Annotated in this window: 22 protein-coding genes, 2 tRNA genes and 4 pseudogenes; 19 read left to right on the top strand and 9 right to left on the bottom strand. The window is 62.7% G+C overall.

Annotation, left to right across the window (positions count from 1 at the left end; all coding sequences use genetic code 11):
- The 7 genes from NMG70_RS26115 to NMG70_RS26085 all read left to right on the top strand — a co-directional run bounded on the left by NMG70_RS26115 (nucleotide 1) and on the right by NMG70_RS26085 (nucleotide 3,900).
- On the top strand, nucleotides 1-486 hold the full coding sequence (locus NMG70_RS26115; protein ID WP_254027180.1) for a UPF0262 family protein: 486 nt from the start codon (nucleotides 1-3) through the stop codon (nucleotides 484-486).
- A 1-nt stretch (nucleotide 487) separates the two neighbouring features.
- Nucleotides 488-952, top strand: a complete 465-nt coding sequence (locus tag NMG70_RS26110; RefSeq protein WP_301555189.1) for an arsenate-mycothiol transferase ArsC — start codon at nucleotides 488-490, stop codon at nucleotides 950-952.
- A 201-nt stretch (nucleotides 953-1,153) separates the two neighbouring features.
- Nucleotides 1,154-1,372 (top strand): translation initiation factor IF-1, encoded by a 219-nt coding sequence (gene infA / locus NMG70_RS26105; RefSeq protein WP_006329283.1) that lies wholly within the window; start codon nucleotides 1,154-1,156, stop codon nucleotides 1,370-1,372.
- Between the two features lie 25 nt (nucleotides 1,373-1,397).
- A complete protein-coding gene (locus tag NMG70_RS26100) occupies nucleotides 1,398-2,024 on the top strand; it encodes a Maf-like protein (RefSeq protein ID WP_254027178.1) in 627 nt (208 codons plus the stop codon).
- Nucleotides 2,021-2,224, top strand: a complete 204-nt coding sequence (gene yacG / locus NMG70_RS26095) for a DNA gyrase inhibitor YacG (RefSeq protein WP_254027177.1) — start codon at nucleotides 2,021-2,023, stop codon at nucleotides 2,222-2,224. The genes NMG70_RS26100 and yacG overlap by 4 nt, the downstream gene beginning before the upstream one ends.
- Nucleotides 2,225-2,421: 197 nt before the next feature.
- Nucleotides 2,422-2,497: transfer RNA gene (locus tag NMG70_RS26090), tRNA-Phe, on the top strand.
- A 212-nt stretch (nucleotides 2,498-2,709) separates the two neighbouring features.
- On the top strand, nucleotides 2,710-3,900 hold the full coding sequence (locus NMG70_RS26085) for a tyrosine-type recombinase/integrase (RefSeq protein ID WP_254027176.1): 1,191 nt from the start codon (nucleotides 2,710-2,712) through the stop codon (nucleotides 3,898-3,900).
- Nucleotides 3,901-4,250: 350 nt separating this feature from the next.
- On the opposite strand, the pseudogene NMG70_RS26080 reads toward NMG70_RS26085, so the two are convergent.
- Nucleotides 4,251-4,729: pseudogene (locus NMG70_RS26080) on the bottom strand (aldehyde dehydrogenase family protein).
- A 110-nt stretch (nucleotides 4,730-4,839) separates the two neighbouring features.
- Between NMG70_RS26080 and NMG70_RS26075 the strand changes: the two are divergent.
- The 6 genes and pseudogenes from NMG70_RS26075 to NMG70_RS26050 form a co-directional block, all read left to right on the top strand.
- Nucleotides 4,840-5,219, top strand: a pseudogene (locus NMG70_RS26075) (cytochrome P450); the annotation flags it as partial.
- 576 nt (nucleotides 5,220-5,795) lie between these two features.
- Nucleotides 5,796-6,107: pseudogene (locus NMG70_RS33355) on the top strand (twin-arginine translocation signal domain-containing protein); the annotation flags it as partial.
- A gap of 309 nt (nucleotides 6,108-6,416) precedes the next feature.
- Nucleotides 6,417-7,076: pseudogene (locus tag NMG70_RS26065) on the top strand (site-specific integrase); the annotation flags it as partial.
- Between the two features lie 522 nt (nucleotides 7,077-7,598).
- On the top strand, nucleotides 7,599-7,850 hold the full coding sequence (locus NMG70_RS26060) for a helix-turn-helix transcriptional regulator (RefSeq protein ID WP_254027175.1): 252 nt from the start codon (nucleotides 7,599-7,601) through the stop codon (nucleotides 7,848-7,850).
- A gap of 65 nt (nucleotides 7,851-7,915) precedes the next feature.
- Nucleotides 7,916-8,131, top strand: a complete 216-nt coding sequence (locus NMG70_RS26055; protein WP_254027174.1) for a helix-turn-helix domain-containing protein — start codon at nucleotides 7,916-7,918, stop codon at nucleotides 8,129-8,131.
- 12 nt (nucleotides 8,132-8,143) lie between these two features.
- A complete protein-coding gene (locus NMG70_RS26050; protein WP_254027173.1) occupies nucleotides 8,144-9,334 on the top strand; it encodes a site-specific integrase in 1,191 nt (396 codons plus the stop codon).
- Nucleotides 9,335-9,440: 106 nt separating this feature from the next.
- On the opposite strand, the gene NMG70_RS26045 is transcribed toward NMG70_RS26050, so the two are convergent.
- Nucleotides 9,441-9,516, bottom strand: a tRNA-Ile gene (locus tag NMG70_RS26045).
- Nucleotides 9,517-9,752: 236 nt separating this feature from the next.
- On the opposite strand from NMG70_RS26045, the gene NMG70_RS26040 reads away from it, so the two are divergent.
- Nucleotides 9,753-10,460: an SIMPL domain-containing protein gene (locus NMG70_RS26040; protein WP_254027172.1), complete on the top strand. Its 708-nt coding sequence runs from the start codon at nucleotides 9,753-9,755 to the stop codon at nucleotides 10,458-10,460.
- 163 nt (nucleotides 10,461-10,623) lie between these two features.
- On the opposite strand, the gene NMG70_RS26035 is transcribed toward NMG70_RS26040, so the two are convergent.
- Together NMG70_RS26035 and NMG70_RS26030 are read right to left on the bottom strand one after the other, a co-directional pair.
- Nucleotides 10,624-10,986, bottom strand: coding sequence for a hypothetical protein (locus NMG70_RS26035; protein ID WP_254027171.1), 363 nt, complete (start codon nucleotides 10,984-10,986; stop codon nucleotides 10,624-10,626).
- 258 nt (nucleotides 10,987-11,244) lie between these two features.
- Complete coding sequence (locus NMG70_RS26030) at nucleotides 11,245-11,691, bottom strand: YcgN family cysteine cluster protein (RefSeq protein WP_254027352.1); 447 nt, start codon at nucleotides 11,689-11,691, stop codon at nucleotides 11,245-11,247.
- Nucleotides 11,692-11,951: 260 nt separating this feature from the next.
- Here NMG70_RS26030 and NMG70_RS26025 point away from each other — a divergent pair, with 260 nt between their 5' ends.
- Entirely contained in the window at nucleotides 11,952-13,901 is a 1,950-nt protein-coding gene (locus NMG70_RS26025; RefSeq protein WP_367185587.1) for an OmpA family protein, read from the top strand.
- A gap of 356 nt (nucleotides 13,902-14,257) precedes the next feature.
- On the opposite strand, the gene NMG70_RS26020 is transcribed toward NMG70_RS26025, so the two are convergent.
- Nucleotides 14,258-15,124, bottom strand: coding sequence for an SDR family oxidoreductase (locus NMG70_RS26020; protein WP_254027169.1), 867 nt, complete (start codon nucleotides 15,122-15,124; stop codon nucleotides 14,258-14,260).
- Between the two features lie 167 nt (nucleotides 15,125-15,291).
- On the opposite strand from NMG70_RS26020, the gene NMG70_RS26015 reads away from it, so the two are divergent.
- Nucleotides 15,292-15,558: a type II toxin-antitoxin system VapB family antitoxin gene (locus NMG70_RS26015; protein ID WP_254027168.1), complete on the top strand. Its 267-nt coding sequence runs from the start codon at nucleotides 15,292-15,294 to the stop codon at nucleotides 15,556-15,558.
- A complete protein-coding gene (locus NMG70_RS26010) occupies nucleotides 15,555-15,944 on the top strand; it encodes a type II toxin-antitoxin system VapC family toxin (protein WP_254027167.1) in 390 nt (129 codons plus the stop codon). Before NMG70_RS26015 ends, NMG70_RS26010 begins: the two co-directional genes overlap by 4 nt.
- Nucleotides 15,945-15,951: 7 nt before the next feature.
- Here NMG70_RS26010 and NMG70_RS26005 read toward each other — a convergent pair whose 3' ends face one another.
- Nucleotides 15,952-16,602 (bottom strand): helix-turn-helix transcriptional regulator, encoded by a 651-nt coding sequence (locus NMG70_RS26005; protein ID WP_254027166.1) that lies wholly within the window; start codon nucleotides 16,600-16,602, stop codon nucleotides 15,952-15,954.
- A gap of 8 nt (nucleotides 16,603-16,610) precedes the next feature.
- Nucleotides 16,611-17,483 (bottom strand): S1C family serine protease, encoded by an 873-nt coding sequence (locus tag NMG70_RS26000; RefSeq protein ID WP_254027165.1) that lies wholly within the window; start codon nucleotides 17,481-17,483, stop codon nucleotides 16,611-16,613.
- A gap of 174 nt (nucleotides 17,484-17,657) precedes the next feature.
- On the opposite strand from NMG70_RS26000, the gene NMG70_RS25995 reads away from it, so the two are divergent.
- Nucleotides 17,658-18,605: a S1C family serine protease gene (locus NMG70_RS25995; protein ID WP_254027164.1), complete on the top strand. Its 948-nt coding sequence runs from the start codon at nucleotides 17,658-17,660 to the stop codon at nucleotides 18,603-18,605.
- 103 nt (nucleotides 18,606-18,708) lie between these two features.
- On the opposite strand, the gene NMG70_RS25990 is transcribed toward NMG70_RS25995, so the two are convergent.
- Complete coding sequence (locus NMG70_RS25990; RefSeq protein WP_254027163.1) at nucleotides 18,709-19,131, bottom strand: VOC family protein; 423 nt, start codon at nucleotides 19,129-19,131, stop codon at nucleotides 18,709-18,711.
- Between the two features lie 67 nt (nucleotides 19,132-19,198).
- Between NMG70_RS25990 and NMG70_RS25985 the strand changes: the two genes are divergently transcribed.
- Nucleotides 19,199-19,825 (top strand): TetR/AcrR family transcriptional regulator, encoded by a 627-nt coding sequence (locus tag NMG70_RS25985; RefSeq protein ID WP_254027162.1) that lies wholly within the window; start codon nucleotides 19,199-19,201, stop codon nucleotides 19,823-19,825.
- Here NMG70_RS25985 and NMG70_RS25980 read toward each other — a convergent pair.
- Nucleotides 19,758-20,714, bottom strand: coding sequence for a LysR family transcriptional regulator (locus NMG70_RS25980; protein WP_254027161.1), 957 nt, complete (start codon nucleotides 20,712-20,714; stop codon nucleotides 19,758-19,760). The genes NMG70_RS25985 and NMG70_RS25980 overlap by 68 nt on opposite strands.
- Between the last annotated feature and the right edge of the window lie 34 nt (nucleotides 20,715-20,748).

Genomic DNA, 20,748 nt, shown 5'->3' with positions numbered 1-20,748 from the left:
ATGGCGGACTACGATCGAACCCGTGCCAGGCTGATCGATGTCGAACTCGACGAATCGATCGGCCGTTCGACGCCCGACGTCGAGCATGAGCGGGCGGTGGCGATCTTCGACCTGATCGAGGAAAACAGCTTCCAGCCGGTCAATGACGACGGCGCCGGGCCCTACCGGCTAAAACTGTCGCTGGCCGAATCCCGCCTGGTCTTCGCGGTGGCCCGCGAGGACGGCGCGGCGGTTGTCACCCACATCCTGTCGCTGACGCCGCTCAGGCGCATCGTCAAGGACTATTATATGATCTGCGAAAGCTATTACGACGCCATCCGCACCTCGACGCCCAGCCAGATCGAGGCGATCGACATGGGCCGGCGCGGTCTGCACAATGAAGGCTCGCAGACATTGATGGACCGGCTGGCCGGGAAGATCGACATCGATTTCGACACGGCGCGCCGGCTGTTCACGCTGGTTTGCGTGCTGCACTGGCGAGGCTGACCTGTCAGCCGCTCTGCCCAGCTCGATCCTGCCCCGCTCGATCCTGTTTGTCTGCGGCATGAACGCGGTGCGCTCGCCGATGGCCGAACTGCTGGCGCGCCAAGTGCTTCCGGCCACCAGTTTCGTCGCGTCGGCCGGGGTGCGCGGCGGCGAACGCGACCCGTTCGTCGACGCCGTGCTGGCCGAGGACGGGCTTTCGCTGGGCGACCGGCGCCCGAGGACGCTGGACGACCTCGAGGACGACTATTTCGACCTGATCATCACGCTGTCGCCGGAAGCCCATCACACCGCGCTCGAGCTTACCCGCTCGCTTGCCGTCGACGTCGAATATTGGCCGATGCCAGACCCGACTGGCGTCGGCGGCACGCGTGAGCAGATCATGGCCGCCTATCGCGAGGTGCGCGAACGACTGAAGGCGCGGATCGGCAGCCGTTTTCTGGCGCCGGAAGCAGGAAAACCGCGCTGATTTAAGCATGTTCACAAGCGCACGATTATCATATAGGTTCCGCCCAAATTCCGGCTAGAGTCGGATGATTTCAGGTCTGTTCGACCTGAAATCATCCGACTCTAAATCAAAGAAGTAGAGCATGATGTCGTCCGAAAACCGCTTCACACTTTTCGGCATCATGCTCTAGGCGCTGGGAATCCATCCAAGCAAAGGTATCGAATGCCGAAGGAAGAAGTCCTCGAGTTTCCGGGTATCGTCACGGAATTACTGCCCAACGCGATGTTCAGGGTGAAGCTCGAAAACGAACACGAAATCATCGCCCACACCGCCGGCCGCATGCGCAAGAACCGCATCCGCGTGCTGACCGGCGACAAGGTCCTGGTCGAGATGACACCTTACGACCTGACCAAGGGCCGCATCACCTACCGTTTCAAGTAAGATCGTCAGAGCTCCCGGGATCGCGATGAGCATTTTGCCGAAGCTCGTGCTTGCCTCGGGTTCGCCGCGTCGGATCGAGCTGTTGCAGCAGGCCGGCATCGAGCCGGACCGCGTGCTGCCGGCCGGTGTCGACGAGACGCCGCTGCGCGCCGAGCATCCGCGCTCGCTGGCCAAGCGCCTGTCGAAGGAAAAGGCCGAAAAGGCGCTGGCGTCGCTGCAGACGGAAGAGGATTATGCGCCGAGCTTCGTGCTGGCCGCCGACACGGTGGTCGCCGTCGGCCGGCGCATCCTGCCCAAGGCCGAAACGTTCGACGACGTCGTCAATTGCCTCGGACTGCTGTCCGGCCGTTCGCACCGGGTCTATTCCGGCATCTGCCTGATCACGCCGGCCGGCAAGCTGCGCCAGCGGTTGGTCGAAACCAGGGTGCGATTCAAGCGGCTGCCGCGCGCCGAGATCGACGCCTATGTCGCCTCGGGGGAATGGCGCGGCAAGGCCGGTGGCTACGCCGTCCAGGGTCTCGCCGGCGCATTCGTGGTCAAGCTTGTCGGCTCCTACACCAACGTCGTCGGCCTGCCGCTCTATGAGACGGTGGCGCTGCTGACCGGCGAGGGGTTCAAAGTGCATGCCAACTGGGAGTCAGTTCGGCCATGAGTTCGGGTTCGGACGACAAGGTCACGCCGCTGCGCCCCAAGCGGCCCTGCCCCGAATGCGGCAAGCCGTCGGCGCGCGAGACCTACCCGTTCTGCTCCGTGCGCTGCAAGGACATCGACCTCAACCGCTGGCTCAAGGGCGCCTATGTCATTCCGGGCCGCGACGACGAGGACGAAACGGACAACGACCCTCCTAAATGAAGCTGTTCGGCACGGCTTGGTGACTTCGACCGGGTCCCATGAATCGACCTGTCCAGCAACTGCTGGCTTCCCGCTTGAAATCAACGCTTAAGCGCTGGACAGGCCGGATTCCCGTGCTATAACCCACGCGCTTTCAAGGGGCGCCGGCGGCGCTTTCAAGAAATCCGGCGTGCAGAACTGCCCGCGTGCCGGAACAGGCCCAGATAGCTCAGTTGGTAGAGCAGCGGACTGAAAATCCGCGTGTCGGTGGTTCGAATCCGCCTCTGGGCACCATCCCCTCTTCTCCCGACAGTCTCTTTCGCCGAAGCTTCTACGCTTCTGTTCCTTCAACCGACTGAAATCCTTAGCGATTTCGGCGCGAAAGGCGCGGATGGTCGGGTTTTGTGGAACTTCGGCGTAGTTGGTCAAACGCGGCGGGGGGCTGGTATTTTCGCTGGTATTGGAGATCCTGATGGTATCGATGCAGCCAAATGAAGGTCCCGAAAATGGCCCTTTCCGACGTGAAATGCCGCAATGCCCGACCCGCTTCCAAGCTTGTGAAATTGTCTGACGCTGGCGGGCTCCAGCTTTGGATTCAGCCTACCGGATCTCGCTTATGGCGCCTCGCCTATCGTTTTGGCGGCAAGCAGAAGCTTCTGGCCTTGGGGAGCTATCCCCTCATCTCCCTCGCTGAGGCACGCGAGGCGCGCGATACCGCCAAACGTCTCCTCCTACGTGGCATTGACCCCGCACAGGAGCGTAAGCTGCAAAAGGCCGACTCGGCAAAGGACACCTTTCGCTCAATCGCCGAGGAATATGTCGACAAGCTGAAGAAGGAAGGACGTGCAGACCGGACCATCACCAAGGTCAAATGGTTGCTCGACTTTGCCTATCCAGCCTTTGGAGACAATAGTGTTCGCGAGATCGATTCGGCCACAATTCTTGCCGCTCTCCGCAGCGTGGAGGTTCGCGGTCGATACGAGTCGGCCAGGCGACTGCGCTCCACCATCGGCAGCGTGTTTCGATACGCAATCGCGACCGCACGCGCCGAAGCAGATCCGACTATCCTCCTGAGGGGCGCACTCATCAGCCCGATAGTCACGTCGCGTGCCGCGATTACCGATCCGAAGGCCTTGGGAGGCTTGCTGAGGGCGATCCATGCATTTGACGGACAGGCTATAACCCGGGCCGCCCTGAAGCTGATGGCGCTGCTGTTTCCCCGCCCCGGCGAGTTGCGCGCGGCCGGATGGGACGAGTTTGATTTCGAAAGCTCGGTGTGGACCATCCCTGAAGGACGCATGAAGATGCGACGGCCGCATCGCGTCCCCCTTTCAAAGCAGGCCCTCAGCGTCCTGACCTCACTTAGAGAAATCTCTGGTGGTGGGTTGCTGCTGTTTCCTAGTGTTCGATCGGGTTCGCGTCCGATTTCCGACAACACGCTTAACGCCGCCCTGCGCCGTATGGGCTACGGCAAGGAAGAAGCTACCGCGCACGGCTTTCGAGCAACGGCATCAACTCTGTTGAACGAAAGCGGCAAGTGGCATCCAGACGCCGTAGAGCGACAGCTTGCTCACATTGAAAGTAACAACGTTCGGCGCGCCTATGCCCGGGCGGAGCATTGGGAAGAGCGTGTTAAGATGATGCAGTGGTGGGCAGATTACCTGGAAAAGATTGAGAACGCCGGAACGTGCGGGTAACTTCGATCAAGTATGCGGGGCAGTCCATTTTGCGTCGCAATTTCGGCCGTATAGTTCAGCTTTGCCATTTCCTGAAAGCTGACGTCGCAGGCGACTGCGCTGAAGGCCGTGTATGGCACCAAGGGAGAAGGCTGATCGGATCGTAGGCGGCGGTATCCTAACCAAGACTGAACCGTCCAAGGCCTCGCCTCGATCCGATTTCATGGTCGAGTATCCGTATGTGTGGAACCTGGCCGAGATGCACCGGCTCGGTAGCATCATTTCTTTGCGGAGTTGGAACGCGCCGGATCGCTGGAGCGGCTGGTTGACAAAATGAAGCGGTTGCCGAGGCGCACACCAACAACAACACGTCAGCTGGCGCGCCTCGTGTGGCTAAGCGCCGGGCCGAGCTTCCGGGCCAGCATCGAGGACGGGAAATTCCATGGCGTGATGGCGGCGATGACGCCGACCGGCTCCTTGGTCACCAGGATGCGGCGGTCCGCCCAGGGCGACGGCACGACATCGCCATGCGGCGGCCTTCTTCGGCGAACCACAATATGTAGGACGCGGCCGAACCGATCTCGCCCTTCGATTTGAACAGCGACTTGCCCTGCTCGATGGTCAGCAGTTCGGCCAGCACATCCTGATTGTCCATCATCGCGTCATGCAGCTTGCGCAACAGCTTCGAACGCTCGAGCGCGGTGGTCTTGCGCCATGTCTGGAAGGCGGCGTCGGCGGCTTCGATGGCGCGGCGCGTCTCGACCTTGCCCGACTTCGGCACGGTGCCGATCCTGAGGCCGGTGGCCGGATTGTTGACGTCGACCGTCTGGCGCTGTCGGCCTGCACCCATTCGCCATTGATGAGATTAGCCTCGCGCATGAGATGGCTGGTCTTCTGAAGCATGATCTAGCCTCCGTTCGGCTTGTAGTGATCAGGATCGGCTCGAGCTTTGCCGAAGCGATGTGGCGCGTCGATCACATCGAGCCCTCGCCCGAGATGTTGGCGCTACGCGCCAACGGTCCGATCCACCGCGTGCGCTTCCCGTCCGGGCACGAAGGCTGGTGGGTGACAGGCTACGACGAGGCCAAGGCGGCGCTGTCCGACGCGGCGTTCCGGCCCGCGGGAATGCCGCCGGCGGCATTCACCCCGGATTCGGTGATTCTCGGTTCGCCGGGGTGGCTGGTCTCGCACGAGGGGGCGAGCATGCCCGGTTACGCACGATCGTGGCGCCGGCCTTCAGCAACCGCAGGGTGAAGCTGCTCGCGCAGCAGGTCGAGGCGATCGCCGCGCAGTTGTTCGAGACGCTGGCGGCCCAGCCCCAGCCCGCCGACCTGCGGCGCGACTGACCGGAAATCCTGTCGCGTTCGCTCCCGTATGCTCCGCCCGGTTGTTCAAGCCTTATGAGAGCAGTGTTCTACGTTCGGCATGGCGTTTGGTCGCCCGTAGTAGCGCACTCACAGTCATGGGCGCGCTGCACCTCTTTCCTTACCGCTCAATCATGTGACAGCGCCCTTTCTGCGCAGCACCGCATGCACGCGGCGATCCCGTAGATCGCAAATCCTCCATGATCATCCTCGATCGCGGCGACGAGGTCGCCTCCGGGCTGCGGAGACCGGCCGCGCCAGACTGGCCTGCTGCTGATTGTTCGATCACACATCATTTCGTCAAGTATCGATTCTCGCGCATCTCGGAACCAGATCCGCCCTGCGTGTGAACGATCTTGAAACGAGATCATGTGGGACGACAATCTGTATTTGACCACTACCATAGAAAAGGGATTCTTTGGCCGCTCGCTTCCACTGATCTTGATAAAGCGCTGACATTAGCACGAGACAGCCTAGCGGGCTGGGGAAGAAAGTCGGTTCGTGAACGAGCCGCAATTCTCCAGGAACAATGAATGGGAGAAGGAACATCTCATGTCGCAGGAACTCGACTATCTCAGCCGTCACGTCGCTGCGGGTCGGCTGAGCCGACGTGAATTTCTCGGCCGTGCGACGGCGCTCGGCGTTTCAGCCACGGTCGCCAATTCGATCCTCGCCAGCGCTGCGCGCGCATCTATGCGTACTGTTCCAGTTAAGCGCGTTTACGAGAAACCTGTACTGACCCCGCTGGGCCACATGGCGCAGATCACTCAGAAATCAGGGGCTGAGGGGCCGGTCCGCGGCGGTGTCATCGGCCTTAGTGGTGCTGGGGCAGCCGACAGTCTCGATCCGGCGACGTCCTTGACGGTTATATCAAGGTCGTGGATATGATCAGGCGCTTAGCGTTATCGCGAGGAACGTCAGCGAAGGAACTTCAAGTGCGTCGTAGCGACACTCGCTCCTGCGAAACGTGAAGCCGTAGGATCATCACCTAACTGGAAGAACCGGAGCTGTCGCCGAACAGCGACAATCACCGCAATAGGTCGAAGAACGAACCCGCTGCGCGGGAGGGCGCCTGCGGTTGAGGTAGAGGGCACAGGCCGGCCGTCGCGCCTGCATTGAGCGTCGTCCGACAGCGGCAGAGCATGACGGGCTTCTTCAACAAGGAGCCTGACCATGCCTAATCCCGTTCTCGATGCCCCTATCAGTCCGCTGCGCCAGCGGCTGACCGACGACATGAACATGCGGCGTTTGTCAGGCGAGACGCAGCGCAACTATCTCCGCGACATCGGACGCCTGGCGACATTCCTTGGCCGCTCACCAGACACTGCGACCGCCCACGACCTGCGCCGGTTCCAGATCGAGCAGCAGGAGAACGGCGTTCCGGTGCCGACCATGAACAGCATCGTGTCGGCGCTGCGCTTCTTCTTCACCCATACGCTCGACCGCCCGGACCTGGCGCGCAGGCTCGTCCGACTGGCGCATCCGCGCAAGCTGCCCGTGGTGCTCAGCCGCGACGAGGTGGCCCGGCTCCTCAACGCCACCACGTGTCTCAAGCACCAGGCTGCGCTCTCGGTCGCCTATGGCGCGGGCCTGCGCGTCGCGGAGGTGTCGATGCTGAAGGTCACCGACGTCGACAGCGAGCGCATGCTGCTGCGTGTCGAGCGAGGCAAGGGCGATATCGTAATGCGATGCTATCCGAAGACCTGCTCACTCTGCTGCGCCAGTGGTGGAAGGTCGGACGGCAGCAGGGAGTGATGCACCGCGACGGCTGGCTGTTCCCGGGACAACACGCGGATGAAGCCAATCAGCACGCGGCAGCTCTATAGGAAGGTCGGGAACCGTCCGACATCGCGGACGTAGTTGCGCTGCGTCTCCTGGCCGAACCGGCGCATGGTCATGTCGTCAATCAACCGTTGGCGCAGCGGGCTGATAGGGGCATCGGAACGGGATTAGGCATGGTCAGGCTCCCTTATTGAAGAAGCCCGTCATGCTCTGCCGCTGTCGGACGACGCTCAATGCAGGCGCGACGGCCGGCCTGTGCCCTCTACCTTACCGCGGCGCCCAGCCCGCGCAGCGGGTTCGTTCCCCGGCCCAAACGCGACGCTGAGTAGTGGCTCGCTGATTGCCATGCTCGGCGAAAAGCCGTCCTGCCCCACGGGTTGTTCTCCTGCCGGAATCCACCCGTTCACACGTTGCTGCCAGTTTACGCCGAACGAGCTAGTCAGGCCGCTTCCGCTTAACGAGGCTCTTCTTAGTTTAGCCCAACACGATCTCCTCGCTGCGAAATGGCAACTAGGATGCGGCTTTGTGCTTCGACACCAACACGCCCGGAGTATCAAGACCGAGGCAGCGTCCATGAAGAGTGACGCAATCTCGTATCCCCCACGAGGGCTATCTCGTGAGGAAGCAGCTCGTTACATCGGTGTCGGATCGACGCTTTTTGACGAGATGGTTGCCGATGGGCGTATGCCAAAGCCCAAGCGCATCAACAGCCGCGCTGTCTGGGATCGTGTAGCCCTGGATATCGCTTTCACCTCGTTGCCGGACAAAGACAGCGGCCTTCAAGAGCTGTTGGAACGAAGCAAACGGGGCGTAGACAAAAGATAGCAACTACGCTCGTTGCGTATACGCTGCAGGCGTAGTACGATGATAGCCCGTGCGGAAGGCATGACGTGAACGAGAATGAGAAACTTGCGCAAGACGTGAAAGCATGGCGGGCCAAGGAAGGGTTTACTGCCGAAGCCGCGGCCAAGGTGCTGGGAATACCGAAACGCACATTCGAAGGCATAGAGCAAGGAAGAGGGTTTCCTTACCCGGTGCTCCTGCGCGTTGCCATCAAAAGCAAAACCCTTTCGCTACGGGCGATTCTGAAAGGGTCCCCGGACTGAAAGGAGCATTTGATGGCTCGGCCATTTAAGGATGCCCGTTACCCTGGGGTATCTTCGCGACCCAAGAACGGCAAGCTAATCTATCGCTACCGCGCAAAAGGCATGCCGGAAATCCGCCTTCCCGGTAAGCCCGGAGAGGCCGAGTTCGACGCGGCTTACGAGAAGGCCACGCAGGGTCAAGCCAAGAAGGCAGTTATCGTCGATTTGCCCAGTCGGGGACTGCCAAAAACCTTTGGCCATGCCGCGCGCCGGCTTGAAACGACAATGGAGTGGCTGGATTTTGATGAAGCCACGCAGCAGAAGAATGCGCGACTGATTGAGCGTTTTCTCAACCTGCGGGTCGATCCCAACTACCCACTCACCTGGCGCGATACTCCTGTCGAACATCTCGACGCGGATCGGCTTCGCGCCATAATTGAAGGCATCTTCAGGACAAACCGCACAGTTGCCAAACACATGTTGGTCGCTCTTAAGAAGCTTCTATGGGTTGCGACCGATGTCGAAAAATGGATCAAGCCGCAGGATGATCCATCGCTATCTATCCGTGTGCGGGTGCCAAAATCGACCAAGAACCCAGCTTGGCCAATTGCGATGCGCGAAAGGTTCGAGGAGCGACACCCAATCGGCACAGCCGCACGCACCTGCTATGCACTCGGCTTCTGGCTTGGAAATCGGCGCGGCGATATCGCTGCTCTTGAGTGGGACGATCTTTTAACGGAAGAGATCGAACTGTTCGACGGCTCGCTGGTGCTAATCGAGGCCTTTGATTTCCGCCAGAAGAAGAACCGCAACCGCCATGGCGGGCGGGAGATGTTCATTCCAGTCGTAGACAAACTAGCAGCGGCCTTGGACCCGCTCGATCGCTCGAAAGGCGGCACTGTCTTAAAGAACGCCTATGGCAGGTCATTCTCGGAAAAGAGCCTGACCGGCATGATGCAGCACTGGACGCGGCAGGCGGGAATTCCTAGCGGCTACACGCTCCATGGCCTGCGCCGCACCTTCGGCACCTACCTCGCTGAATGCAACATCCAAGCGCGGGCCATTATGGAGGCGATGGGCCATTCCTCAATGGCCGTGACGGATGAGTATGTCCGCGAGGCCAATAAGAAGCGGATCGCGGTTGATATTGCTCGTGCCATCAACGAGCGCGAGGCCAAACGCGACGCCATGAAGCGGCGGACAAACCTCCGCATTGTCAAATAACCAAATCGAGTCGGAACAAACCGGGGCCACGGCCTTGCCTTGGGCCCACAATGGGCCCAAAACGTTTTGGGCCGAGGGCACTTTTTATTAATGAAATCAAAGGTCATGGTGGGCCCGGAGGGACTCGAACCCCCAACCAAGCGGTTATGAGCCGCCGGCTCTAACCATTGAGCTACAGGCCCCACACGCGGCTGGATTAATGTTTTTCCCCGAATCGCACAAGGCTTTCCGGATGGGCTGGCCGAAATCGTCCAAATCAGCCCATATTCAGACATTAGAGCGACCAGCGTCCACTTGACGCGCAAACTACGCTCTAACGCTTTGAATCTAGGCATCGTGCGTCCCGAAATCGATTCCGATTCTTGGGCGGATGCGGTAGTCGACAGGCGCGACTGGATCGCAGACCGAGGAGATTTTTATGACCAGACATCTTTTGCCCTTGGCGCTCGCCGCCGCAATCGCTTTTCCGGCGATCGCCGGCGCGGCCGATTCGCCGCCGCCCCGCATCGTCGTCACTGGCGAAGGCGAAGCGACCGCGGCCCCCGATCTGGCGCTGCTGACGCTCAGCGTCATGCGCGAGGCCAAGACCGCGCGTGCCGCGCTCGATGCCAACAACGACGCCATGGCTTCGGTGATCGCCGCGATGAAGTCAGCCGGCATCAAGGAGCGCGACCTGCAGACAGCCGGCATCCAGATCAGCCCGCGCTACAATTATACCAACAAGCCGGACGGCAGCCAGGAAGCCGAACTCATCGCCTACCAGGTGACCAACACGCTTTCGGTGCGCATCCGCGACATCGACAAGACAGGCGAGATTCTCGACAAGGCGGTGTCGCTCGGCGTCAACCAGGGCGGCGGCATCTCGTTCTCCAACGAGGATCCAACGGCAACTGTCACCGAAGCCCGCAAGAAGGCGGTCGCCGACGCCATGGCCAAGGCCAGGACGCTGGCCGAAGCTGCCGGGGTCAGCATCGGGCGGGTGCTGGAAATCACCGACCAGAACGTCGTGCCGCCACCGATACCGATGAACGCCAAGGCCTTCGACGCGGCCCGCGAATCGGTTCCGGTGCAGGCTGGCGAGAATTCCTACACGGTGCAGGTCACCGTCACTTTCGAGTTGAAGTGACCGCCACCGGAATCGGTTCGGCCTTGCTGCGGCAACATTGACTTTGCTGCATGAAAACCCCGGAGGACTGGTCCTCCGGGGTTTTTTCGAGCCGCACCCTTCTATCCCAGCGGAAAGGGTCCCTATTACTCCGGGCCGTTGCCGATAGATAACGTGCGAACGCTTACCGGTAGAGGACCGGGCAGCCGCGCTCATTGGCGAACACGACCAGGACGCGGTCACCATACTGGCGGCCCGCCACTTTCACAGTGCGGCGGCTGACGTCGACGATACGGGCGCGGCGCAGACCCATGCGCTCTGCCTTGCCGAGAGCACGGTTTGGCGAGCAGGACCGGCGCCAGTCGCGTTCGCGGCGGCGTTCGCGGTAGTAACCATCGTCATCGCCGGAATAGACGCCGACGCGCGGATCGTCGTTGTTGCCGAAGCCGAGATAGATGCTGTCTGCATGGGCTGTGGCGGGGATAGCGGCAAGCGTGCCGAGGCCGATAAGCGCCGAAAGGGCCGCCGTCTTGATCGTGTTGAACATGTCTTCTCTCCTTGTTCAGGGCTTCCGCCCGCCTTTGATCGAACCAATCATGTCTTGGTCGAACCTATGGCCAGGAGAATGCGCTTGTGTATCTGAACTTTTTACGAACCGGCCGTTCATTTCGCGTTCATGTTGCAGCAACAAGCAATTGCGCAGTCTTCTCGGCTTCCGGGTTCTGAACAATCCGGTCGGTTCTGAACCATTTGGGTGGAAAACGCGCTGTCGGGCAGCCGGTTCCGGGTCCTGAAGGCCAGGCCCCTAGGGCTCGTCGTCCAGCATGTGCTCGAAATAGTCGTCCTGCTCGGCAAGATCGGTCTCGCTGGCGCTGACCCGGCCGCGCATGGAGATGCCGGCCTCATGCACCGTCTCGGCACTGCCTGACACCAGCCTGTGCCACCAGTAGAGGTCGTGGCCCTCGGCGACCAGCCGGTAGGCGCAGGTTTTGGGCAGCCAACTGATGGTGCGCACATTCTGCGGCGTCAGCCCGACGCAGTCCGGGACCCGCGCCAACCGGTTGGCATAATCGGAGCAGCGGCAAGTTTCGGCGTCGAACAGCCGGCAGCCGACGCTCGTCCAGTAGATCGCGCCGGTGTCTTCGTCCTCGAGTTTCGACAGGCAGCATTTGCCGCAGCCGTCGCAAAGCGATTCCCACTCGGCCGGGGTCATAGCCTCGAGCGTCTTGATTTTCCAGAACGGCGTTTCCATCGACGGGATGTGGCCCCTGGCCGGGTGAAGGTCAAGCTCCGCAACAGACGCAGACCCGGCCAGCACCATTGGCCGGCACCATAGGAATAACACGAAGTCGCCTTCAAAACGCCGGCCAATTGCCCTTCGTAGCCGTTAATGCCCACTAACCGGAACCAATCCGGTTGATGAACAGTTTGGGCCGGGATGGGACGCCAAAGGAGGATTTTTTAATGAAACGCCAACCACGGATTCTGGCAGGCACGGCACTTGGCCTGCTGATGGCGTCCGCGCCGTTGGGCGCATTCCCGTTGCAGGGCAGCGCCGCGCTTGACCCACCGCAGAGTACCGCCACGCCGTTGATCCCCGTGCAATCGAATTGCCCCGAAGGCGAGTCGGCGGAAGGCTGCGCCCCGCAGGCGGAACCGGAGCAGAAGCCTCGCAAGAAGCGCGAGCGGCAGGCTGAATCGGCGCCCGTGGAACAGGCCGCGCCTTCCGGCGAGGAGCAGCAGGGCAGCCAGCGCAGGAAGAAGCGCGAGCAGCAACAACAGGAAGAAGCCGCACCCGCCGAGCGGGCCGCACCTGCGAGCGACGAACAGCCCGAGCCGCGCAGAAAGAAGCGCGACCGGCAACAGCAGGAGGAAGCCGCACCGGCCGAACGGCCCGCCGAGCAGGCCGCGCCTGCGAGCGACGAACAGCCCGAACCGCGCAGAAAGAAGCGGGAGCGGGAGCAGCAGGAGGAAGCCGCACCGGCCGAAAAGCCCGCCGAGCAGGCCGCGCCTGCGAGCGACGAACAGCCCGAACCCCGCAGAAAGAAGCGGGAGCGGGAGCAGCAGGAGGAAGCCGCACCATCCGAACAGCCAGCCAGGAAGGAAGCCGGCGAGCAGACCGAGCCGCCTCCGACCGACCAGCAAACGGCTCCCGCTGAGGGCGACAAGCCCCGGGATCAGGCCAAGGAACGTGGCAAGAATCCTGTCGACGAACAGCCGGTGACGGGAGAGCAGCCCTCAACCGGCGAGCAGCCCGCCGAGCGCAAACAGGCCGCGCCCGCCGAAGGCGAAGCTCCGGCACAAGGCGAGGCTCCCGTGTTCGACAGTCAGAAAGATGCCAAGCGCAAGCGCAAGGGCGGCAGGGACAACGCGCAAGAGACTGTCGGCCAGGACGCGGGTGGTCAGCCCACCCAGCAGAACGGCGAGCAGGCGGAAGCTCCGAAGCCGGCTCCGGTCGACCAGGGACCGCCGCCCACCGACGACAGGACAGCCCAGCAGGCGATCAGGCTTGAGAAGATGGTTCCGGTGACCGAGGAAAAGGGCAAACGCGTTGAGCGCGCGCCCGACGTCGAGGACATTCGCCGCCGTCCCCGTCCGCGAGGGGTCGACGTCGTCAGGGAACTCGGCGACCGCGTTATCCTCCAGTTCAACAACCAGACGATCGTGGAAAGCGACGACGCCCCGCGCATGCACCGTGGCGCGCGAAACGTCTACTATGAGGAGCTGTCGGGCGATCGCACCCGGGAAATCGTCGAGCGTGATAACGGAATCCAGATCGTCACCATCCGCAACCGCTACGGCGATGTCGTCCGGCGTTCACGCATCGCGCCCGACGGACGCGAATATGTGCTGAGCTATGTCGACGAGCGGTACTATGAGGACGATGGCGACTGGCGCGATCCGGGTGACGACCTGCCGCCGATCCGGATCGACATTCCACGCGAGGAGTACATTCTGGATTCCGAAGAGGTCGAGGATCCGGACGACTACTATGCCTTCCTCGAACAGCCGCCTGTGGAGAGGGTGCAGCGCCTCTACTCGATCGACGAGGTCAAGCGCTCGGCCCGCGTGCGCGACATCGCCCGCCGCATCGACCTCGACACGCTGAACTTCGAATTCGGTTCAGCCTCAATCCCCGAGACCGAGGTGCAGAAACTGGAAGGCGTCGCCAGCGCCATGGAGAAGCTGCTCGAGAAGAACCCGGCGGAAACCTTCCTGATCGAAGGCCATACCGATGCCGTCGGCAGGCCGGAGGCGAACCTCGCTCTGTCCGACCGTCGCGCGGAGGCGGTCGCCGAAGCCCTGAGCAATGCCTTCAGCATCCCGCCGGAGAACCTGACGACACAGGGCTATGGCGAGGAGTATCTCAAGGTCGATACGTCGGAGCCTGAGCGCGAGAACCGTCGCGTCGCCATCCGCCGCATCACCTCGCTGGTGGCGCCGGTGGCCAGCGCGAATTAACTCGCAGTTCCAGAAACCAGAACTGGTTTCTGGAATCTATACGGGAAGACGTAGCCCACCCCGGTTTCACCGGGATGGGCAATTTCGGCAATGAGCCGAGGTTGAAGGAGAATGTAAGTCGCGATTTAACCCGGCATTGAATCGCGAGGTCGTCCACCCCAGATTCTGGCTAGGGCTTCCCTGCCCTGTCCCGACTCCAGCGGGACACATGAGCCCCGCCGGTACCCCCCTCGCCGGCGGGGTTTTTGTTTCCGGGCTTCGGAGGAGAACCGAGGCCTATGCGGGGCCTAGACAATTCCTCGCGGTGGCCTCGAAGCCAAGCAGGGCTGAGGAGTGAGAACGGCGTCCGGTGCCAGTCAGTAGATATTTTTGACGTTGGTTTTCGAATTTGCAAACACCTCGTCGGGCACGAAGAAATCACCGGCGAGCGGGCCTGTCGCATCAGGCGCATAGATCGAAAAATCGCTGACGCCCTCGGCGCGCAGCACCTCCTCGTCGATGTAGAAATTGCCGGTCGCTTCGCGCGACGGCCGGAGCAGGATCGCATGCGCGGCATCGGCCATGATATCCGGCGAACGGCTCATCGCCGCCACTGTCGCCCCGCCCAGAAGATTGCGCACCGCTGCCGTATCGATCGTCGAGATCGGCCACAGCGAATTGACGGCGATGCCGTCCCTGGCGAACTCCGCGCTCATGCCCAGCGTACACATCGACATGCCGAATTTGGCCATCGTATAGGCGACATGGTTCTTGAACCATTTGGCCTTCATGTCGAGCGGCGGCGCCAGATTCAAGATGTGAGGATTGTCAGCCAACTTCAGGTGCGGAATGCACATTTTGGAAACCAGGAACGTACCGCGTGTGTTGATCTGGTGCATCAGGTCGTAGCGCTTCATGTCGGTTTCCAGCGTGCCGGTGAGCTGGATGGCGCTGGCATTGTTGATGCAGATGTCGATGCCGCCGAATTTCTCGACGGTCCTGGCGACCGCCTCGGCCACCTGCCCCTCCTCGCGTATGTCGCACAGCATCGGCAATGCCTTGCCGCCGGCCTGCTTGATCTCCTGCGCGGCCGTATAGATCGTGCCCGGCAGCTTCGGGTGCGGCTCGGCGGTCTTGGCCGCGATGGTCACATTGGCACCGTCGCGCGCAGCGCGCAGCGCAATCGCCAGCCCGATGCCGCGCGACCCGCCGGAGATGAACAGCGTCTTTCCCTTGAGCGACATGTGTTCCGCCTTCCTTGCAATTCTGTTGGTCGCGATCCTTGCCCGTGCCGTCGCCAGACACAAGAGCGGCGAGCAGCGAGTGGTGGTGACGCTGCGGAGGCGACCTGAAATGCGTGGACTCGCCAGCGGAGCAAATATATATTCTATAAAAAGAGGTGGAATATAGAATGGCGCTGTCGATCAAGAACAGGGTAGTCGAGCAATTGGCGCGGGAACTTGCCCGCCGCCGTCGCGTGTCGGTGACGGAAGCGATCCGTCAAAGCCTCGAGCGCGAAGTTGCGCGCGAGCGGCTTGTGCCGCGCGACGAGGCCGACGACCTTTTTCAGCGCCTGATGGCAATCGCCGAAAGAGCCGCACAGATACCGAAACGCCAAGATGCGATGACCGAAGACGAAATCCTCGGCTACGACGAACTCGGAATCCCGACGCGATGATCATCGACTCCTCTGCCCTCGTCGCTATTTTGCGCACAGAACCAGGCTATGATCGTTTCGTGCTGGCGATCGCTCGGGCTGAAAGGCGGCTGCTCGCAGCACCGACCCTGCTCGAGACGACGATGGTGCTGGTCGGCCGCTGGCAAGACCAGATCGGCGACCGCTTCGAAGCCCTTTTGCGCACCGCATCGATCGAGACGATCCCTTTTACGGCCGACCACGCCGCTGTGGCCCGTCAGGCCTTCCTGCGCTACGGCAAGGGCCGGCATCCGGCCGCTCTCAATTTCGGCGACTGCATCGCCTATGCCACGGCCCGTCTCGAGGCCATGCCGCTGCTGTTCAAGGGGGACGATTTCCGGCTGACGGATATCGAACCGGCCGTGTAGTCCACCGTCACACCAGCACCAGGCCTTGCCGCATGGCGATGGCGATGGCGTCGGTGCGGTTGGCCGCACCGAGCTTGATCAGGATCGCCGCGACGTGGAACTTCGCCGTATGCACGGAAATGTTCAAGCGCCGGGCGATCACCTTGTTGGGCGCGCCTTCGGCCAAGAGCGCCAGCACTTCGCTCTCGCGCGGCGAAAGCGCCGGCCGGCCGGCCCTGTCGTCGACCGGCTCCTCGTCGGAGAGGTCGTCGTCATGGAAGGCGAAATCGTCATGTCGATCGGACAAGGGGCGGCCCTCGCCCGAGATCCGATAGCCAGCCGCCGCCAGTCGCGCGGCGGCAGCGATCAGCAGATCGTCCGCTGCCGCCGGCAGCACGGCAAGCACGGTATCGGCCGGCCGCTGCCGGCTCGCTCGTTGCGACAGGAGCACCTGGGGTATGACGGGATCGTTGGCCCCGCCTTCCAGGCCCCCTCTTTCCAGGTAAACGTCATCGATGATCGCGACATCCGCTCTGTCGGCGCTATTGCTGCTGCCGGCCACGATCGGCAGCAGATCGCCGGTCGCGGCAAGGGCGGTGGACAGGTGCTCGGCGCGCACGACGTCATCGAGCGCGATCAGCACCGTCAGCCGCCGCCCCGTGATCCCGTTACTTGCCATCGATCTTCTCAGTTCAGCGGCTTTTCGCCGATGGTCAGCGCGACGTCGCGCTGTTCGCCGCCGCGCACCACGCCGAGCGTCACCGACGCGCCGGCGCTGTCCGGCCCGAGCCTGCGGATCAGCTCGCGCGGGCCGAGCACGGCCTCGCCGTTCCAAGACGTGATGATGTCGCCAAGATGCAGGCCGGCCGCCTTCGCCGGGCCATTGTCGTCGAGGCTCATCACCATCGCGCCATGCGTGTCGCCGTTGCGGATTGGATGCAGGCCGGCGCCGAGATAGCCGCGCGCGACATGGCCCTTCTCGCGCAGCGTCGTCACCGCCCGTTCGATCGTCTCGTAAGGCATGACCAGCGCACGCCGGCGCGGCCCGAACAAAAGCATGCCGATCAGTGCGCCCTTGGCGTCGAGCACCGGGCCGCCCTCGAAACGGCCGCCGGCATTGACGGCCAGATTGATGCGCCGGTCGATCATGCCGCCGCGCATCGAGCGCCAGGCCGGACCAACCTCACCGACCGTACCGAATGCGGCGAGCACCGCACCGTCACTATTGCCAACGGCGATGGCCAGATGGCCCGGCCGCACCGTGCCTGCCTTGGCCAGCGGCGGCACGTCCGGCGCGCCGGCCGGCTTCAGAAGGGCCGTCCCAGTGGATGGATCACGGCCGACCAGCTCAGCCTTCACCTTGTCGCCCGAAGCAAGCGCCAGCTCGATCTCCTCGCCGGCCTCCACCGCCTCCTCGGCAGCGATAAAATAGCCGTCGCGCCAATGGAAGGCGGTCGCGGTGCGATGCTGATGCGTGGCGAAGCTCGCCGTCGCCGGCGCTGCTGCCGTGCCAATATCGGCGATGGCGTCGGAAAATGCGCTCAGATTGAAGTCGCTCATGTTGGTCTCCTGGGTCTTTTTCATACCCCAGATATCGCTCGGCAGCGCGCTCGCGGATACTCGCCTGACGGCTAGTTCGGCGTTCGACTGGCCATCTGGTCAGGTCGCGGCCGATCCGGCTGCTCCGCACATATAGGCGTCCTTCATCTTGCTCTAAAGACACGGAGCCCTGCCATGTCCCTCCCCGCCCAGCAATTGCAGTTCGATGATGCGCTGCTTGATGATTATTCGGCAACGGTCGCCGATGCCGTGGACCGCATCGGTCCCGCCGTCTGCCGCATCGAGCGCGTCGGTGGCGCCGGCGGCCAAGGCTCCGGCTTCGTCATCACGCCGGACGGCCTGGTCGTCACCAACTTCCACGTCGTCGGCGATGCCCGCACCGTCCGTGTTACGATGCCGGACGGCGTCTCCAGAGAAGGCCGTGTTCTCGGCCGCGACCCCGATACCGACATCGCGCTGGTGCGTGCCGATGGCAACTTTGCCGACATCGCGCCGCTCGGCGATTCCAAGCGCCTGCGGCGCGGCCAGATCGCCATTGCCATCGGCAACCCGCTCGGATTCGAATGGACCGTCACATCAGGCGTCGTCTCGGCGCTCGGCCGCTCTATGCGCGCCTCCACCGGCCGGCTGATCGACGACGTCATCCAGACCGACGCAGCACTCAACCCCGGCAATTCCGGTGGACCGCTGGTGTCGTCGGCGGGCGAGGTCATCGGCGTCAACACCGCCATGATCCATGGCGCGCAAGGCATCGCCTTCGCGGTTGCCTCCAACACCGCCAATTTCGTCATTTCCGAGATCATCCGCTTCGGCCGCGTGCGCCGCGCCTTCATCGGTGTCTCGGCCGATACGACAAACCTGCCGCGCCGCGCCGCCCTGCTGTCGCAAGTGTCGAGCAGCACGGCTGTGCGCCTGCGCAGCGTCGAGGCGAACAGCCCGGCGGCCAAGGCCGGGCTCAGGGAAGGCGACATCATCGCCGCCATCGACGGCCGCCCGGTCACCGGCGTCGACGATCTGGTGCGCATGCTCGATGCCGAGCGCATCGGCCGCGAAACGCAGTGCACGGTGGTGCGCCGCTCCGGCATTGCTCAGGTCACGCTGATGCCGGTGGCGCGAAGCTGACCTTTATTGCGGCGCAAAGATCCGGACGAGCAGCGAAACCACCAGCCAGTGTGCCAAGCAGGACCGCGCAGTCGCCGCCGACGACTAGCGAACTCTCCTCGTCTCAGCCCGCCGCCCCTTCAACAAACTGCGCCAGGAACTCGGCGCTGGGCGGGATCGGCTTGATCACGTCGATCAGCACGCCATTGGGGTCTTTGGTGATGAAGTGGCGCTGGCCGAAGGCTTCGTCGCGGAGCGTTCGCAGGATCGGCAGGCCGGCGGCGGTGACCCGCTCGTAGACCGCATCCGGGTTCTTGACCTCGAAATTGATCAACAGGCCGGAGGTACGGCCGCGCCCTTCCTCAGGAATCGTGTCATGATCGCCCTGGACGATCCCGAGATTGACGTGGCGATCCTCGGTGGATTGCAGATGCACGTACCAGTCGCTCTCGAACAGTGGCTTGAAGCTGAAGTGCGTGACATAGAAGGCCTTCGTGCCGGCAACGTCGCCGGTCATCAGCACCGGGTAATAGCTTGTCGTCTTCATCTTTCCTTCTCCCGTCAAATAACATACAGTCTGCATGTAAATGCGTATTAACATACAGGCTGCATGTATGCAACAGGAATCCGCGCGCCGTTCCAACCGCGATCGTACCGAAGCGACGCGCGCCTACCTGATCGCCGCGGCGCGAAAACTGTTCATCGAAAAGTCCTATGCGGAGACCGGCACGCCCGAGATCGTGGCTGCGGCCGGCGTCACGCGCGGCGCGCTCTATCATCACTTTGCCGATAAGCAGGCGCTGTTCGCCGCGGTGGTCGAGCAGGAGGCGGCTGCTGTGGCGGAAGAGATCGAGCGCGCCTCGCCGCCCTCGCTATTTGCCCGCGACGCGCTGGTCGCCGGCTCGGATGCCTATCTTGCCGCCATGCGAATGTCTGGCCGCACCCGGCTGCTGCTGCTCGACGGACCGGCCGTTCTCGGCCGCGCCGCCATGGACGAGATCGACAACCGCCACGGCAACCGCTCGCTGCGCGAGGGTCTCGTTGCCGCGATGCGCTCCCACTCGATGACGAAATTGCCTGTGGAAGCGCTAACGACTTTGCTTGCCGCCGCTTTCGATCGCGCGGCACTCGCCATTGAAGCTGGAGCGTCGGCCGAGGACTATCGCACGGTTCTCATGGCGCTGATCGACGGACTGACTCCGCCTCCTCCTCAGGCACCTCACCCGGCTCAAATTCGTTGAAGCAGCCAAGCTGGCGCTTGAATTCGTCGATCAGCCAGGCTGCCGCGGGCTTCGGGCTGCGGTCGGCGCGATGCATGGCATAAAGCGGCGCCCGCACCTCGCTGTAGGGTTCGAGGTCGAGCTCGACAAGGCGGCCGCTTGCCAGATCGTCGGCGACCAGCCAGCGCGGCAGGCCGCCCCAGCCTAATCCTTCACGCATCAGCGCATGCTTGGTGCGCACGTCGGTCAGCCGCCAGGTGCGGTAGGCAAAGACGCCGTAATCGCGCCCGCGCGTCCGCTCCGACTGATCACTGACCACCAGTTGGGTGTGCTCGCGCACCTCCTCCAGCGGCACCCGTCCTGGCAGTCGCGCCAAAGGGTGATCGGGCGCCGCAACCGGCACCATCGACGTGAAGCCGATGCGCAGCAGGTGCACGTCGGCATCGCCCGGAATGCCGCCGATTCCAAAATCGGCCTGCCCGTTGACCACCTGCTCGACGATCAGGCCCAGCGAACCGGTATGCAGGCGCAACGTCACGGTCGGGAATTGCACCTCGAAGGCCTTCAACACCCGCACCAGCACCGGCAAAGCCAAGGTCATCTCCACTGACATGACGACCTCGGCCTCGAGACCTTGCCGGTGGCCGTCGACACGCGAGCGAATCCGCTGCAGCACGCCGACCATGCGCCGCGCATCTTCAAGCGTCGCCTTCCCGATATCGGTCAGTTGCGGCTCGCGCGTGCCCTCGCGCTCGAACAGTTTCAGCCCGAGCTGCGCCTCCAGATTGGCGATGGCGTAGCTGATGACCGATTGCGCGCGGTTGAGCTTGCGCCCGGCGGCGGAGAAACTGCCGGTGTCGGCCACCGTAACCAGGATCTGCAGTTGGTCGATTGTTGGGTTGGGTTGCATCGTTCCATCCATAATTTAGATGGATCATACGAAA

Origin of the sequence: Mesorhizobium ventifaucium, from assembly GCF_935822925.1 — a bacterium.
Lineage (GTDB): Bacteria > Pseudomonadota > Alphaproteobacteria > Rhizobiales > Rhizobiaceae > Mesorhizobium > Mesorhizobium ventifaucium.
The sequence above is the reverse complement of the archived record's forward strand: the minus strand, read 5'-3'. Positions and strand labels throughout refer to the sequence as shown.

What these genes read in the sequence shown, in the direction of transcription:
- NMG70_RS26115 (WP_254027180.1), top strand. Translation starts at nt 1, where the DNA reads ATGGCGGACTACGATCGAACCCGTGCCAGGCTGATCGATGTCGAACTC.
- infA (WP_006329283.1), top strand. Translation starts at nt 1,154, where the DNA reads ATGCCGAAGGAAGAAGTCCTCGAGTTTCCGGGTATCGTCACGGAATTA.
- NMG70_RS26100 (WP_254027178.1), top strand. Translation starts at nt 1,398, where the DNA reads ATGAGCATTTTGCCGAAGCTCGTGCTTGCCTCGGGTTCGCCGCGTCGG.
- yacG (WP_254027177.1), top strand. Translation starts at nt 2,021, where the DNA reads ATGAGTTCGGGTTCGGACGACAAGGTCACGCCGCTGCGCCCCAAGCGG.
- NMG70_RS26085 (WP_254027176.1), top strand. Translation starts at nt 2,710, where the DNA reads ATGGCCCTTTCCGACGTGAAATGCCGCAATGCCCGACCCGCTTCCAAG.
- NMG70_RS26060 (WP_254027175.1), top strand. Translation starts at nt 7,599, where the DNA reads ATGAAGAGTGACGCAATCTCGTATCCCCCACGAGGGCTATCTCGTGAG.
- NMG70_RS26050 (WP_254027173.1), top strand. Translation starts at nt 8,144, where the DNA reads ATGGCTCGGCCATTTAAGGATGCCCGTTACCCTGGGGTATCTTCGCGA.
- NMG70_RS26040 (WP_254027172.1), top strand. Translation starts at nt 9,753, where the DNA reads ATGACCAGACATCTTTTGCCCTTGGCGCTCGCCGCCGCAATCGCTTTT.
- NMG70_RS26035 (WP_254027171.1), bottom strand. Translation starts at nt 10,986, where the DNA reads ATGTTCAACACGATCAAGACGGCGGCCCTTTCGGCGCTTATCGGCCTC.
- NMG70_RS26030 (WP_254027352.1), bottom strand. Translation starts at nt 11,691, where the DNA reads ATGGAAACGCCGTTCTGGAAAATCAAGACGCTCGAGGCTATGACCCCG.
- NMG70_RS26025 (WP_367185587.1), top strand. Translation starts at nt 11,952, where the DNA reads ATGGCGTCCGCGCCGTTGGGCGCATTCCCGTTGCAGGGCAGCGCCGCG.
- NMG70_RS26020 (WP_254027169.1), bottom strand. Translation starts at nt 15,124, where the DNA reads ATGTCGCTCAAGGGAAAGACGCTGTTCATCTCCGGCGGGTCGCGCGGC.
- NMG70_RS26015 (WP_254027168.1), top strand. Translation starts at nt 15,292, where the DNA reads ATGGCGCTGTCGATCAAGAACAGGGTAGTCGAGCAATTGGCGCGGGAA.
- NMG70_RS26010 (WP_254027167.1), top strand. Translation starts at nt 15,555, where the DNA reads ATGATCATCGACTCCTCTGCCCTCGTCGCTATTTTGCGCACAGAACCA.
- NMG70_RS26005 (WP_254027166.1), bottom strand. Translation starts at nt 16,602, where the DNA reads ATGGCAAGTAACGGGATCACGGGGCGGCGGCTGACGGTGCTGATCGCG.
- NMG70_RS26000 (WP_254027165.1), bottom strand. Translation starts at nt 17,483, where the DNA reads ATGAGCGACTTCAATCTGAGCGCATTTTCCGACGCCATCGCCGATATT.
- NMG70_RS25995 (WP_254027164.1), top strand. Translation starts at nt 17,658, where the DNA reads ATGTCCCTCCCCGCCCAGCAATTGCAGTTCGATGATGCGCTGCTTGAT.
- NMG70_RS25990 (WP_254027163.1), bottom strand. Translation starts at nt 19,131, where the DNA reads ATGAAGACGACAAGCTATTACCCGGTGCTGATGACCGGCGACGTTGCC.
- NMG70_RS25985 (WP_254027162.1), top strand. Translation starts at nt 19,199, where the DNA reads ATGCAACAGGAATCCGCGCGCCGTTCCAACCGCGATCGTACCGAAGCG.
- NMG70_RS25980 (WP_254027161.1), bottom strand. Translation starts at nt 20,714, where the DNA reads ATGCAACCCAACCCAACAATCGACCAACTGCAGATCCTGGTTACGGTG.